The 15,335-nt window shown below is 47.3% G+C and carries 12 protein-coding genes; 3 read left to right on the top strand and 9 right to left on the bottom strand.

Annotation, left to right across the window (positions count from 1 at the left end; all coding sequences use genetic code 11):
- Positions 1 to 36 precede the first annotated feature (36 nt).
- The 3 genes from cdd (at position 37) to sanA (ending at position 3,921) form a co-directional block, all read left to right on the top strand.
- Positions 37 to 921, top strand: a complete 885-nt coding sequence (gene cdd / locus D6C13_RS03295) for a cytidine deaminase (RefSeq protein WP_120131413.1) — start codon at positions 37 to 39, stop codon at positions 919 to 921.
- A gap of 157 nt (positions 922 to 1,078) precedes the next feature.
- A complete protein-coding gene (locus D6C13_RS03290; protein WP_120131412.1) occupies positions 1,079 to 2,776 on the top strand; it encodes an NAD-dependent malic enzyme in 1,698 nt (565 codons plus the stop codon).
- Positions 2,777 to 3,003: 227 nt separating this feature from the next.
- A complete protein-coding gene (gene sanA, locus D6C13_RS03285) occupies positions 3,004 to 3,921 on the top strand; it encodes an outer membrane permeability protein SanA (RefSeq protein WP_120131411.1) in 918 nt (305 codons plus the stop codon).
- Positions 3,922 to 4,483: 562 nt separating this feature from the next.
- Here sanA and D6C13_RS03280 read toward each other — a convergent pair.
- The 9 genes from D6C13_RS03280 to yeiB all read right to left on the bottom strand — a co-directional run bounded on the left by D6C13_RS03280 (position 4,484) and on the right by yeiB (position 15,318).
- The gene (locus D6C13_RS03280; RefSeq protein WP_120131410.1) at positions 4,484 to 5,080 is read right to left on the bottom strand and encodes a helix-turn-helix transcriptional regulator; all 597 of its coding nucleotides are present in this window, start codon (positions 5,078 to 5,080) and stop codon (positions 4,484 to 4,486) included.
- A gap of 61 nt (positions 5,081 to 5,141) precedes the next feature.
- The gene (locus tag D6C13_RS03275; protein WP_120131409.1) at positions 5,142 to 6,014 is read right to left on the bottom strand and encodes a LysR family transcriptional regulator; all 873 of its coding nucleotides are present in this window, start codon (positions 6,012 to 6,014) and stop codon (positions 5,142 to 5,144) included.
- A 49-nt stretch (positions 6,015 to 6,063) separates the two neighbouring features.
- Positions 6,064 to 6,981 carry a LysR family transcriptional regulator gene (locus D6C13_RS03270; protein WP_120131408.1) on the bottom strand — a complete coding sequence of 306 codons (918 nt, stop codon included), beginning with the start codon at positions 6,979 to 6,981 and terminating at the stop codon, positions 6,064 to 6,066.
- 784 nt (positions 6,982 to 7,765) lie between these two features.
- Positions 7,766 to 8,653: a LysR family transcriptional regulator gene (locus tag D6C13_RS03265; protein ID WP_120131407.1), complete on the bottom strand. Its 888-nt coding sequence runs from the start codon at positions 8,651 to 8,653 to the stop codon at positions 7,766 to 7,768.
- 137 nt (positions 8,654 to 8,790) lie between these two features.
- A complete protein-coding gene (gene mglC / locus D6C13_RS03260; protein ID WP_120131406.1) occupies positions 8,791 to 9,801 on the bottom strand; it encodes a galactose/methyl galactoside ABC transporter permease MglC in 1,011 nt (336 codons plus the stop codon).
- Between the two features lie 18 nt (positions 9,802 to 9,819).
- Positions 9,820 to 11,355, bottom strand: coding sequence for a galactose/methyl galactoside ABC transporter ATP-binding protein MglA (gene mglA / locus D6C13_RS03255; protein WP_120131405.1), 1,536 nt, complete (start codon positions 11,353 to 11,355; stop codon positions 9,820 to 9,822).
- Positions 11,356 to 11,601: 246 nt separating this feature from the next.
- Positions 11,602 to 12,600, bottom strand: coding sequence for a galactose/glucose ABC transporter substrate-binding protein MglB (gene mglB, locus D6C13_RS03250; protein ID WP_120131404.1), 999 nt, complete (start codon positions 12,598 to 12,600; stop codon positions 11,602 to 11,604).
- A gap of 249 nt (positions 12,601 to 12,849) precedes the next feature.
- Positions 12,850 to 13,893 carry an HTH-type transcriptional regulator GalS gene (gene galS / locus D6C13_RS03245; protein WP_120131403.1) on the bottom strand — a complete coding sequence of 348 codons (1,044 nt, stop codon included), beginning with the start codon at positions 13,891 to 13,893 and terminating at the stop codon, positions 12,850 to 12,852.
- A gap of 270 nt (positions 13,894 to 14,163) precedes the next feature.
- Positions 14,164 to 15,318, bottom strand: coding sequence for a DUF418 domain-containing protein YeiB (gene yeiB / locus D6C13_RS03240; RefSeq protein ID WP_120131402.1), 1,155 nt, complete (start codon positions 15,316 to 15,318; stop codon positions 14,164 to 14,166).
- Positions 15,319 to 15,335: the final 17 nt, after the last annotated feature.

The raw sequence follows: 15,335 nt of genomic DNA, 5'->3' as shown, positions 1-15,335 counted from the left end.
CTGTTTAACCGTAATCACTGTCGAGATCGAATGTTTATGCACGCACGTTTTCATACCGCCTTTGCGGCACTCCCTGAAAATTTATCCTCCGCACTTGAGCCATTTCTGCGACATGACGACTTTCCGGCAATGTTCTCGGCGGCGGATGTTGCAGAGATAAAACAAGCGACAGGATTAAATGACGATGCGCTGGCCTTTGCTCTGCTGCCGCTAGCCGCCGCCTGTTCCGTTACGCCAATTTCTCATTTCCACGTCGGTGCTATTGCCCGCGGTATTTCCGGCAATCTGTATTTCGGTGCCAACATGGAATTCGCCGGTGCACCGATGCAACAAACGGTTCACGCCGAACAATCCGCTGTGACCCACGCCTGGCTGCGCGGCGAAACCCGTCTGGCGTCTATCACTGTGAATTACACCCCTTGTGGTCATTGCCGTCAGTTTATGAATGAACTGACCAGCGGCACAGCGCTGGATATCCATCTGCCGGACAGAGACGTCGCCACGCTGGGTGATTATCTGCCGCATTCATTCGGGCCGAAGGATCTGGATATCACCACCCTGCTGATGGATAAAGTGGATCACGGTTTCAAAACCGACACCACGGATGCGCTGGCATTGCTCGGGCTGGATGCCTGCAATCAGAGCCATGCGCCTTACAGCAAATCCCACAGCGGCGTGGCGCTGGAAACATCCAACGGTAAACACTTTGCTGGCCGGTACGCAGAAAACGCGGCATTTAACCCGAGTCTTCCTCCGTTACAGGCAGCATTAATCCTGCTGAATATGTCAGGGGAAGATTGTCTGAAAGTTCATCGTGCAGTGCTGGTCGAGCAAAAAGAGGCACTGATCACCCAAAACGATGCCACTCGCGCCACGTTAAATGCGCTTGGATGCCAGGATGTCACCACGCTGACCTGCTGATAGTGTGAGCCGGTTAACACTAAAGACTCCGTTTCCGGAGTCTTTAGTTACATAACATTGTGATTACATTTGTCATTTGAAATCCTTATTTCCTCTCTGTTACCCTCACCGCTCCGAAATATAAAAAACAACATTCTGAACCCGGAAGAGTAAAACGATGGAACTTGAATACGAAAGTAAACGTCCCCTGTACATCCCTCATGCTGGCCCGATCCTGTTAGAATTCCCGCTGCTCAATAAAGGCAGTGCGTTCACCGAAGAAGAACGCAGTAATTTCAACCTCCACGGATTGCTCCCCGAAGCGGTTGAAACCATCGAGGAACAGGCCGACCGTGCATACCGCCAGTTTCAGAATTTCAAAACCGATATCGATAAACACATCTATCTGAGAAACATTCAGGACACCAACGAAACGCTGTTCTACCGCCTGCTGGACGGTCATCTCAGCGAAATGATGCCGGTGATTTATACCCCGACCGTCGGCGAAGCCTGCGAACACTTTTCCGATATCTACCGCCGCGCCCGTGGCCTGTTTATTTCCTACCCGAACCGTGCCCACATTGATGACATGCTGCAAAACGCCACCAAGCAACACGTCAAAGTCGTGGTTGTGACTGACGGCGAACGCATTCTCGGTCTGGGCGATCAGGGCATCGGCGGCATGGGCATCCCTATCGGTAAACTGTCGTTGTATACCGCCTGTGGCGGCATCAGCCCGGCGTACACCCTGCCGGTGGTACTGGATGCGGGCACCAACAATCCGCAACTGCTCAATGACCCGCTGTACATGGGCTGGCGTCATCCGCGCATTACCGGCGAAGAATACGAAGCCTTTGTGGATCAGTTCATTCAGGCAGTCAAAATCCGCTGGCCGAACGTGCTGTTACAGTTTGAAGATTTCGCGCAGAAGAACGCCATGCCGATCCTCGAACGTTATCGCGACGAGCTGTGTTGCTTTAACGATGACATTCAGGGCACCGCTTCCGTGGCGCTGGGCAGCCTGATTGCCGCCAGTAAGGCGGCCGGTGGCAAGCTGAGTGACCAGACAGTCGCCTTCCTGGGTGCCGGTTCAGCCGGTTGCGGCATCGCTGAGCAGATCGTTGCGCAGATGAAATCTGAAGGCCTGAGTGAAGAAGAAGCCCGCGCCAAAGTCTTTATGGTGGATCGCTTCGGTCTTTTGACCGACAAACTGCCTAACCTGCTGGATTTCCAGAGCCGGCTGGTGCAGAAAAGCAGTTCACTTAACGGATGGGGTATGACTAACGACAGCATTTCCCTGCTGGACGTGGTGCGTCACGCCAAACCGACCGTGCTGATCGGCGTATCCGGCCAGCCTGGCCTGTTCACCGAAGAAATCATTCGTGAAATGCATAAGCATTGCGCCCGCCCGGTGGTGATGCCGCTGAGTAACCCGACATCACGCGTTGAAGCAACGCCTGCCGATATCCTGAACTGGACCGACGGCGCAGCGCTGGTTGCCACCGGCAGCCCGTTTGCACCGGTGAGCTACAAAGGTCAGCTCTATCCCATTGCCCAGTGCAACAACTCCTTTATCTTCCCGGGCATCGGTCTGGGTGTGATTGCCTCTGGCGCGACACGCGTGACCGACGGCATGCTGATGGCCGCAAGCCGTACGCTGGCCGAATGTTCTCCGCTGGCGACCGAAGGTAAAGGCTCCCTGCTGCCGGATGTCGACGATATTCAGGGCGTGTCCAAATGCATCGCGCTGGAAGTCGGTAAAGCCGCACAGTTACAGGGGGTAGCGATGGTGACATCGGAAGATACGCTGTCTAAAGCGATTGAACACAATTTCTGGGCACCGCAGTACCGCAGCTATAAGCGCACCTCTTTCTGAGTGCATTTTTGTCAAAAGCGGGCCGACCATGATCCAGACCAATGCCTTGTGCATTGGTCTTTTTTTTCGGCTAAATTGCAGCGCATTACGCAGATCCGAAAGTAATTACCTGAAAAGTGCTGAAAAAACCCGCGAAGCCGGTCGAAGCGGAGTTCAACGTATTGCGAACCCCGCAGAGGTAAAGTAGCCTTGGATCCGATTTCCATACGGTCATAACAGGGATACCTATGATTAAGCGACTTATAGCTGGCGTTTTCGGCATCATTATTCTGATGCTGGCGGTCGCTATTGGGCTTGATCAATGGATCAGCTTACGCACCCAACCCTACATTTATGACGAAGTGCAAACCCTGCCGCACCGTCAGGTCGGCGTGGTACTCGGCACAGCAAAATATTATCGCACCGGCGTGATCAACCAGTATTATCTGTACCGCATTCAGGGCGCGATTAATGCCTACAACAGCGGCAAAGTAAAATACCTGCTGCTCAGTGGCGATAATGCGCAGCAAAGTTACAACGAACCGAGCACTATGCGACGTGATCTGATTGCCGCCGGTATCCCTGCCAGCGATATCGTGCTCGACTACGCCGGATTCCGCACGCTCGACTCCATCGTGCGTACCCGTAAAGTTTTCGACACCAACGATTTCATTATCATCACCCAGCGTTTCCACTGTGAACGCGCGCTGTTTATCGCGCTGCACATGGGCATTCAGGCGCAATGTTTTGCCGTACCTTCGCCGAAAAATATGCTCAGCGTGCGCAGCCGCGAAATCTTTGCACGTCTGGGCGCGCTGACGGACTTGTATCTGCTCAAACGCGAACCACGTTTCCTGGGACCGCTGATCCCGATCCCTGCTGTACATAATATTCCCGACGATGCTCAGGGCTATCCGGCAGTGACACCGGAACAGTTACTGGCTTTGCAACAACAGCTGGAAGCCGAGAAAAAAGCGGCTATCGCTAAAGCTGCGGCTGATAAAGCAGCAGCAGACAAAGCGGCTGCGGACAAAGCCGCCGCTGAAGAAGCCGCAAAGCTAAAAGCCGAACAAGAAGCCAATGAAGCCGCTCAGGCTGAAACCGAGGATGCCGCACCGGCACCTGAACCCGCGAAACCCGTGGGCAAAAATCCTTTCCGACAATAACGCCCTGCAACAAAATACCTCTATCGACCGTCGCCCCGCTCTTCTACATCCAATGCGGCAGGGTCTCTGCTTTGCAAAGCGCCCACTCATCCGTTGAGATCCACTTTAATAAATTAGCCTTTTAGCAAAAAAATAATTCTCAAATGACATGGGATACTAAAAAGTCATAAAAACACCATAAAAACACCATAAAAACACCATAAAAAAAGGCATCACACAGGAGAATGTGATGCCAAATCGGATAATGGAGCCTACGCGCCAATGGATGGCTGTATTTATCAATATTACAGAAGCATTATCACTGAATATTTCTCAGAAAACATCTGCATAATTTTGAAATGCTAATTGAAATAAACTGAAAGTGATCATCCCCTGTCAGAGAAGTGTAAAAAGAAGTAAAAGCATGTGAACTGTCGAAAAGGTTACATCATTAAAATCAACGCCCCCTCTTATCCAGACAACATAAATATATTAAAAACGGCAGTGGGAATATTCACTGCCGCAAAAGTTATAGCCATATGACATTAATCTCAACATTCCCTGGACTGGTGCTTTATAATTATTATTCAGCTTGAATAAATACTTTCCACAGACTGGTAACATTGCGCACATTTGTTTTTTTATAAATATTACGCCTGTGTAAACTGACGGACTTTTCATTTATTGATAAATGATTGGATATTTCATTATTCTTATATCCTTTTAGGATATATTTCAGGACGCGATTTTCACTTGCCGTTAGCCATTCTATTTCATTATCTGAAACGAAATCATCTTTCTGACAACCCGACTTATTTCTCCACAACACACTTATCAGTCGTTCTTTAATAACGTCAACTTCCATCTTTTTAAAATTTTTGCCATCCGACTTTGCGCTTCGGTATAAATGATGAAAGTCACATTCAAGACCATTTTTCATTGACAGCAAGCGTACGTTAGGATTAACGCCGCGTATAAATAAAAACTTTCTAATAGTCAGCCACAGACCGTCCTCATCATCGTAGATCAGATAATCGACATCTTTAATTTCAGAGATCATCTTTCTATAGGAGTGACAGATAATGACATTCGAACTCTCTGAGTTTTTTATCTGGCAGCAAAGCGCGTTTAGTGCATTTGCGAGAAATAAGTTTCGACTAAAAATAAGTATGTTTGCCATGGTCACTGCTCCTGTTAAAATGCCCAATGAAACATTGTCCGGGCATATATAACCAAAGAAATTAAGTTAAAACGTCATCTAAGTGAGTATTAAAAATATTATAAAGGCCCAGAGAACTGATTTTCTTTTCAAGCGCACGATGATAATGGAGATAACACTTGAATTTCATTTCGAAGGATGGCGGTGGTACAAATGATTTAAGTGGAAGCATAGAAATAAGTGATTTGGTAAAAACCTCAGGAACCATCATAATATGATCGCTCCCCGAACATAAATAAGCCAATGTCAGTAAATTGGGGCTTTCCCAGGCAATGTCACGCTCATTAAAATACCGCTCCGAAGCGTCAACGCCATCAACCATATTGCTGATGCTGCCCCGGTCACGCTGCCAGCGAAGATGCTGATTTTGATGCCAGTCTTCCAGCGTAAACTTATTTTTAATCGAAGGATGGTTTTCCCTGACAAGAATGCACATATCAGAATAAAGGTACCGCTCTGATATGATGGAAACATCTTCAGGTAACCTGCCGCCAATATCAATATCGACTTCCCGGTGTTTCAGTTTACGCAACCGCTCATTTTCACAAACATCCATTGGCACGAAGTGAAGCGTTTTCTCGCGGATAAAGTCATGAATGTAATCAGCCAGCAGAAATTCAACTAAAGCATAGGTTGTAATAATAAAGGTTTTACGGGTGGTATTCAGCCCCATCACTTCATTGTATTGCTCCTGAAGTGAATAAGCCTCGACATTCGGTTTCAATCCTTCTTTCTCTCGTCGAAAAAGAGGGACGCCCAACTGATCCTGTAACTTTTTTAATGTGTAGCTTATTGATGATGGGGATATATTTAACATCTTTGCGGCATTCGTTGCACTGCCATTTTCAATCAATGCATTAACCACTTGAAGTTTTTTTATACTAATGTCATTCATTTTATCACCAAAAAAGAACTTACGAATCTACCTTATGGCACAACAACAACTAGAAGGAATGGCTATATACTTTCAATCCTTCCACGATGTCATTCAGATAGAGAGCTGCTTTATTATCATCGATAAGCCTTGTATTGAAATGCATATAACAGTCGTAATTAATATCAAGTTCATCAGGCAGTGAAAGCCTTTTAACCGGGAATTTTTTTATCAGCATCGGGACAAATATATCAGGGATCAGCATTACACATTGAGTGCTCGCACAAAATGCAACCATATTAACTATGCTACCTGAAATAATAGCCACATCCCGGCCTTGCAAATATTCATTATTTTTCACTGAACTCAAGATATTATCTGAATAATAATCCATCATAACAGACCAGATAGCATGTCGTGTTTTTTGCAAATCATCAACGGTCAGTAAATCAGGTAATGATGTGTTATTCACTCCCACCAACAATGAAACCTTTGAGGTGAAAAGTTTTATCCGGCTGATCTGCCTGTCCGGAGGCAAACTACCACCGATATCGATATCAACCGTTCCGTTTATAAGATGATTCATACGATCATGGATACCGGGTGCGTAAGTCAAAAAAATGAAACGATACAGAGGCTCGATGTTCTTTAAGCAAAATACAGAATCAGCTAATAACATTTCCACTAATGAAAATGTCATGAACCTGAGCTCACTTTTTGTTTCCATATTCCACTTACTATCATTTTTCACATTACCTGCAGCGAATATCTCATACCTCTGGCTTAATTCAAGAGCCGTAGTGTCAGGTTTCATTCCATGACGCGTTCTGATAAAAAGATGCTCACCTGTCATGCCTCTTAATATCTTCAGTGAATAGCTTATCGCGCCAGGTGTAAGATTAAGTAACTGTGCTGTCTTCGTGACACTTCCCGTCATCACGAGGATATTAATTATCTTTAAAAACCTAAATTCGATTTTGTTTCTCATGCATTACCCCAGAAAGGATTGGTATAAACTTCGCTTAGCCTGGAGATTGCACATACAAAATATTATCAAGTAAGCTCATAACATAATGCTTAAAAAAACTTATACTATGAATATAATACCACCCATTGATTTTCACAATGCATATAAATACCTGCACAGGAACCAGAGACCATTTATAGTGATTTAAAATATTAAACTCCTTTCATTTTATGTGGTTATGCGTACTTTCAGAAAAACTCAAATGCTAATTTAAAATAATTGAATACACATAATTTCAATCAAAAAGATAAAAAACCTGCAACGCACGTAGTGTTGAATCACTTTCATTCTAAAAAGCGATTTCAGACAGAATTTATGAATGAGATAATAACAGAGTGGCAGATGAACTCCGGGACGTACCGCAGAAACAGTATCTCCATCGGAATATTTGAAAGTAATGAGATGGTTATTCATTTAATTTCAAAAATACATTTAAATTTAAATGCAAACCATGCCCCCTGGCCGGGGCCATTTTTTCTTTCACTTAAAAGTTAGAGGATTTCATAGCTTTCAGCCATGTATTTCGTCTGCCTTGATTTATTCAACCCGGAAAATTAACGGGCGCAAGATAAAAATGCAGGAACTGTGCCGCCCGGGAGCATCAGGGAGGCATCCTGGTGCCACCAGCTAGCTCCTCAATGCCATATCGTATGGAAAAATATTAATGATTACGTAGAATTAACGCCCGCCACGACAGCTCACATCGCAAACTAATGACCTTTACCACGTCGATTAATCCCCGGGACTAATTTTGATTCTGTGTCACTTTCTGGATCTCAGATAACAGCTGATGGAAGTTTTCATTTTTGGCAAAAGAGTGATGATAGTGTACATAACATTCAAAACTCATCCGCATCTCAGCAGGCAACGGCAATGCTTTAACCGGGAAAAGCGGTTCAACTTTTTTCCCGATAAGCAAAGGTATAAGAATGACCAGATCACTGTACGCGCACAGCGCAGTCACATTCAGCGAACTGCTCGCTACGAAAGCAATTTCCTGCTGGTCGAACAACGCTCGAAAACTGTGCGTCAGTTCCATATTGTCGCTGATAAATTGCATACCACGGGACCAGATAATGTGCCGGTTCTGGTGCCAGTCATCCATGGTGAACGTCTCTTTTATAGTGGGATGATTTTTACTGACCAGCACGCCTAAATCCGATGAAAAGAGTTTTAGCTGAACAATTGAACTGTCGACGGCAAGCCGGGAACCAATATCGATATCGACCTCTTTATTGCGCAGCTTCATCAGGCGTTCTGCATCATCATGAGACGACCTGCTGAAGTTCAATTTGGTCGTATTCAGCAAAGTGATCGACAGTAACAACTCGAACAATGAGTAAGTACTCAGGGCAATCGTCCTTTCGTTTAAGGACTTTTGCATATTCCCTTCAGAGAATTGTTCCGCCACTCCCAGATAGCGCTGACTGAGTTCGAGAGCCAGAGTATTGGGTTTCATGCCGTCGCGTGTGCGGAAAAACAATGCAGATCCTGTTGATTTTCTTGCTTTATTAATCAAATAACTCACCGCACCCGGAGTCACTTGCAAGATTTCCGCAGTTTTTGTCACGCTGCCGGAAGTACTGAGTAAATGTATCGCCCGCAGAACTTTCATATCCATCTCTATACTCATTTACAGAATGCTCCTTCATTTTCAAAAGACATTATTTTCATCTTATTCGCGCCTGATAAATTATAGATTGAAGTTGTGAAAGCCATAGTTACGCAAAAAGGGCGCCGAAGCGCCCTTTTGTTTTACTGCGGAGCAGTTTATTTCTTCTTGGCGTACTTCAAAGAGTCCAGCGCCACCGCGAAAATGATGATGCTGCCTTTGATGATGTACTGCCAGTAAGGGTTAACGCCGATGTAGGTCAGGCCGTAGTTGATTACGGTGAAGATCAGAACACCGGTCACCACCCCTGCCACAGAACCCACACCACCGGCGAATGACACGCCGCCGACCACACAGGCTGCGATGGCATCAAGTTCGTACATAAAGCCCAGGTTGTTGGTCGCACTGCCGATACGCCCTGCTTCCAACAAACCACCGAAGGCATAAAACACCCCTGACAGCGCATAAATCATGATCAGGTTTAACGGTACGTTAACGCCTGACACTTTCGCCGCTTCCGGGTTACCGCCGATAGCGAAGATGTTTTTACCGAAGCGGGTTTTGTTCCACAGCACCCAGACGAAGGCGATAGCAATCACCGCATAGAAGGTGATGTAGGAAAGCTTCAGGCCACCCAGGTGGATGAAGCCCTGTGCGAACTTGGAGAAGCCCGGGTCAAAACCGGCAATCGGCGAGGAGCCCACATAGTCGTAATACAGGGAGTTAAGCCCGTAGACGATAATCATGGTACCCAACGTGGTGATAAACGGCGTCACGTTCAGGTAAGCGATAATCACCCCGTTGAGCAGACCGATCAGCGCACCGACGATACACACGGTCAGGATAACCAGCGGGATCGGTACCACGTCCAGATGCGGGAAGACCTTGTTGACGTTATCCATCGCCTGCAGCATGGTTGCCGCGACGACTGCTGCCAGACCGACCTGACGACCGGCTGACAGGTCAGTACCTTGTGTGACAATCAGACCTGCCACACCGAGCGCAATGATAACGCGTACGGAAGACTGAGTAAGGATGTTACCTAAGTTAACCAGGCTGAGGAAGCTGGGATCCTGAATGATAATAATGGCCAGTAAGACCAGCAGTACCACATAAATTCCGCCCTCTTTTAAATAAGTGAGCACACTTTTCTTATTTAATGCTTTCATAATAAGAACCCTTAAAAATTAGAGATGCAAGGAAGCCAGGCGTAATATTTCATTCTGCGAAGTCGTTTTTGTTTCAACAATACCCGCAACCTGTCCATTACTCATAACCAATATTCTGTCAGTAATACCCAGCAACTCAGGCATTTCAGAGGAGATAATAATGATCCCCTTCTCTTTTTTAGCCAACTCGGTGATTAACTGGTAAATTTCAAATTTAGCGCCAACGTCAATCCCGCGCGTCGGTTCATCCAGCATTAATATTTCAGGATTGGTTAATAACCAGCGCCCGATAATGACCTTTTGCTGGTTCCCGCCAGACAAAGAGCCAATACTGGTTTTATGCCCCGGTGTTTTCACGCGCATGGAATCGATAACCCATTGGGTATCACTTTTCATACGGGTGGTGTCGAGCAATCCGGCTTTATTTTTATATTGACGGATGTTCGAAATCAGCGAGTTAAAACCGATATCCAGATACGCATAAATACCGGTGGAACGACGCTCTTCAGTCACCAATGCAAAACCATGGTTAATGGCTTCATTGGCGCTGTGATTATTAATTTTTTTGCCGTGCAGTTTAATGGTGCCGGAAACTTTCTCACGGATGCCAAATAATGTTTCGACGATATCTGTACGCTTCGCGCCGACCAGACCGGCAATCCCGAGAATTTCCCCTTTGTGTAAATCAAAGGAAATATCACGAATTGAAGGCTGACGTAGTGAAGTCAGATTACGCACTTCAAGGATCACTTCACCCGGCACGTTCTGACGATCCGGGAAGCGCTGACTCAGTGAACGGCCGACCATCATGGAAATAATTTTATCCATGTCGAGGCCTTCCAGCGGTTGGGTGATAATCCACTGTCCGTCACGCAAAATAGTGATCTCATCGCACAGCTGGAAAATTTCTTCCATCTTATGAGAGATATACACAATGCCACAGCCGCGATCTTTCAGCTTACGGATAATCGTGAACAGATGGTTCACTTCTTTTTCCGTCAGGGAAGATGTCGGTTCGTCCATAATGACGATTTTGGCATTGTAGGAAAACGCTTTGGCGATTTCGATCATCTGCATCTGAGATACAGATAATTTACCGACCTTATCACGCGGGTCGATATCAATATCCAGCTCATCAAAAATCGCTTTGGTGTCTTTGTACATTTTGTCCTGATCGACAAAAATGCCTTTGGTCGGATAACGTCCCAGCCACATGTTGTCCATGACGGTACGCTGTAACACCAGGTTTAATTCCTGATGCACCATCGACACACCTTTTTCAAGCGCCTCTTTGGAGCTTTTAAAATTAACTTCCTGTCCCTGAAAAAGAATCGTACCGGAGTCTTTGCTGTAAATTCCGAACAGACATTTTAATAATGTGGATTTACCTGCGCCATTTTCACCCATTAGGGCATGGATGGAATGCGGACGCACTTTTAAATTCACATTATCTAATGCCTTAACGCCTGGGAATGATTTATTAATGCCGCTCATTTCCAGCAGGAATTCACCTGGCTTTTCTGTTTTTGTGTCAGATAACGAAATATCGGCCATAGTTGTACCTGGCTAAAGATAAAAATAAACGGATGTATTAATACCTGATATCAGTAATGCAGCCGGCAAGCGAACTTACCGGCTGCATTATGGCATGACATCCTGTCAGACAAGCATTAACGTCTTATAACACTTACTTTGTTTTTTACGGCTTAACCGCAATATTAATTGCCACTGCTTAGCTTTGTTTTTGTATTGCTGTCTGTCAGTCTTTCGGGTCTTACTTTAGACACTAAAGCGTCAGTCTTATTTCGTGAAAGTAGACAGATTATCTTTATCTACTGCGACGTAAGGAATACGAACGACTTTATTTTCAACTTTCCAGTTGGTGCCATCAGCTGCGGATTTACCTTCAGCCAGATTTTTAGCCAGCTCAAATGTTGCTTTAGCCTGGTTGTTTGCATCGTTGAGCACGGTACCGGCCATTGCGCCAGATTTAACCAGTGCCAGCGCTTCTGGCAACGCATCCACACCGAACACCGGAATGCTGGATTTATTGTGAGATTTCAGAGCTTCTACAGCGCCCATTGCCATTGCATCGTTGTTGGCGATAACCACTTCGATTTTGTTAGCGTTAGGGCCGGACAGCCATGCGTCCATTTTATCTTTCGCCTGAGCGGTATCCCACATGGCGGTGTCGAGTTGCAGCTGATCCGTTTTCAGGCCTTCTTTGCCATTCAGAGTGCTGATCACGTATTTGGTACGCGCTTCAGCATCCGGGTGACCTGGTTCGCCTTTGATCAGCACATACTGGATGGTGCCGTCTTTGTTCAGATCCCAGGCCGGGTTAGCTTTCCAGTGTTTAGCAATCAGCTCACCCTGGATAACCCCGGATTCTTTAGAGTCAGTACCGACATAATAGGCTTTGTCGTAGCTGTCTAAATCTTTACGGGAAGGTTCTTTGTTATAGAAAACAACAGGAATGCCAGCACCGCGGGCTTTCTCGATAATTACCGGAGCCGCAGCCGGATCAACCAGGTTAATGGCCAACGCTTTAACACCCTTCGCCAGCATAACGTCTACCTGGTCGTTCTGGGTGGACTGGCTGTTTTGCGAGTCATTCATCAGCAGTTGCACATCTGGAGAAGCTTTTGCGTCTTTCTCAATGGCTTTGCGAACTTCTGACATGAAGTTGTCATCATATTTATAGATAGTGACGCCGATTTTAGTATCAGCAGCATGCGCGGCAAAACCAAACATCATGCTTGCAGCCAGAGTCGCCAGGGTGAAGACCTTCTTATTCATTTGTATCTCCGGTTATGTAGGGTGTTACAGAATGTGGCACCGGAAATCCATGCGGGAGCAGTACAGTTCCACGCTATGTTTGCGGGTGCCTGCCATCCTTGACTGATAACGTCCTGACTCGCTGTGAAACAAGTCCGCCAGGCGGACCCAAATTGAATCATGTTAAAAACGAATGAATCATAATGTGCGCGATGTTAATAAACTGTGAAAGTTCTCACAGATTGAAAACGGTTACATCGCGTTATTTGATCAATAAGTGACGGGTGCCACATTTTGCCACGGTGATACAGAATGGCGTCTGACCAGCGTCGGCATAAAGCAATGCGAAACGCCCGTAGATAACTGTTCTGCCGCACCTTTTAGTGCCAGTTCTGTCGCCAGCGTCGCCATAGAGACGATCGGATATCGCACCGTCGTCATCTTCGGACTGGTATAACGGGCAATCGGAATATCATCAAAACCAATCAAAGAAAAATCGTCAGGAATGTTAATTCCGTTTTCTTTCAACACCGCCATCGCGCCCGCAGCCATCGAATCGTTATAGGCAAAGACCGCACTCAGATGTAAATTGCGGCCGAGCAGTTCTACCATTGCCGCTTCCCCGCCCTGCAAATCGGGCGAACTTTGTGCCCGCCATGCGGCAGGTGGCGCATCACCACTCTGATGTGACTGCGTCATTGCCTGCGTCATTGCTTGTGAGTAACCCTGATAGCGCTGCAAATCGTCTTCGATCCCGTGGCTGGAACCGATATAACCAATGCGCTGATGCCCCTGCGAAAGCAGCAAACGGGTCGCCATTTCCGCGCCGCTGACGTTATCAAGCCAGACACAGCGGTGTTCGTAGCCCGGAATTACCCGGTTAATCAGCACCATGCCGGAAACCTGATCCATAAAGCGGGAAAGTTCGTCATCGCCCAGTGCTTTGGAATGCACAATCAGTGCGTTACACCGCTGACGAATCAAAACCTCAATGGCATGCCTTTCTTTTTCGGCAATATGATAGCTATTCCCTATCAAAACGTATTTCTGGTGCTGCTGCGCGACGGTATCCACCGCTTTAACCAGTGCGCCAAAAAAGGGATCGGACACGTCCATCACCACCACGCCGATGGTGTCGCTGCTTTGTGTGGCCAGCGCCTGTGCGTTGGCATTGGGCCGGTAGCCCAGCGTGGCGACTGCCTGTAAAACCTGTTCGCGCGCTTCTTTGCTGGCAATGGCCGGATTGTTCAGAACACGTGAAACGGTGGCGACAGAAACGCCCGCCAGCCGGGCGACATCACGAATGGTGACCATGCGTCGCTCCATGATCTGCCAGAGAATGGTAAGGAGGAATTCGGAAATTTTTGACCCAGGAAGTAAAAAATGCAGACAAAGAGAAGCGAGGTGAAGTGCTCATGGCGTTTCCTTTATTAGTGTAGTGGTCGTCGGAGTTGCACGACCGCTATCCTAATCATTTTGTGAAAACACCTGCGTGAATCTCGTCACAGGAAAGAAAACGTTTACATACAATTCTGCAACCTTCATCCCAAATCTATCATTTAGGATGATGTATTGACGTCAGGCTCAGGCAGTTTTCAGTTCTTCACCGGCTGCTCTAGCCGTAAGAAGACGCCATAACCACTCCACCGGTCCCTGGCGGAAATAGCGCAGCCAGAGCAACGTCACCAGCAAATTACATGCCCAGACCAGCGGCACCAGCGCGAGCAGTTGCAGGCGGTCGAAATGCTGATAGAAGCCGAATACGTTGAAAAATGCGGTGCAGATAAGAGTCTGTAACAGATAGTTGGTCAGCGCCATGCGCCCAATCTGTGATACCCAGCGTGTCAGGCGCCAGCGGGAGATCTGCGGCCAGAAGCCATAGCACAGGGCCAGATAGCTGACGGCCTGCATCAGCGAGCCCATTTCACGCGGCACCTGCAACAAAAAACCGCTCCAGCGATAGTCCCAGCCGGTGCGGTATTGCAGGTAAATCGCCGGAATTTGTATCAGCAATGAAAGCGGTAACAGTACCGCTGCAATTTTGCGGTAATGCGAGGGGCGAAACTCCCCTTTCAGCCAGCCGCTGCGCATCAGGCCGGAGCCGATAAGCATCGCACCCGCCAGTTCCCAGCCATATTGCGCGCCGATTGCCAGCAAACTCGATGACAGCAAATCGAGCCGGTTCTGAATCGCTTCCCAGCCGCCTTTCAGCCGCCAGTATTGCTCATACTGAATTTCAGCCGGTCCCGGAAGCCAGTAGCTGCCGGGTTTTGGCGAGGTAATAAAGCCCAGCATCGCCAATACCGCCACGCCAATCAGATACAAAATAATGCCGGTGGAAATCAGCGACTGACTGCTGCGCCCTTCCCGCACCATCCGCCAGCACACCAGACCGATCAGCCCGTAGGACAGCAAAATATCGCCGTCCCACAGCAAAGTCGCGTGCAGAAATCCGCACAACAGCAGAATCGAAAGACGCGCCTGGATCCAGTGTTTGCCACGCGGCAGCAGTAAATACAGCCCGCCGCCAAACAGCATGGCGAACATCATCAGAAATTTGCCCTGTGCCAGCGAGTCAAGCACCGCCCAGGTCCAGGTATCAGAAGTCGACGGTGTACCGGCAAATGCCGGATTCAGGTAGGCCGCTTTTGGTAAACCGAAGGCGCTGATATTGAGCAGAAGAATGCCAAAAATGGCAAGACCACGGGCAAAGTCGAGCGTGGCAATACGTGAGCGCACCCTGACATTCCTTTTAA

Origin of the sequence: Rahnella woolbedingensis (genome assembly GCF_003602095.1) — a bacterium.
GTDB classification, from domain to species: Bacteria; Pseudomonadota; Gammaproteobacteria; order Enterobacterales; family Enterobacteriaceae; genus Rahnella; species Rahnella woolbedingensis.
This window is presented reverse-complemented; position numbering and strand designations above follow the sequence as displayed.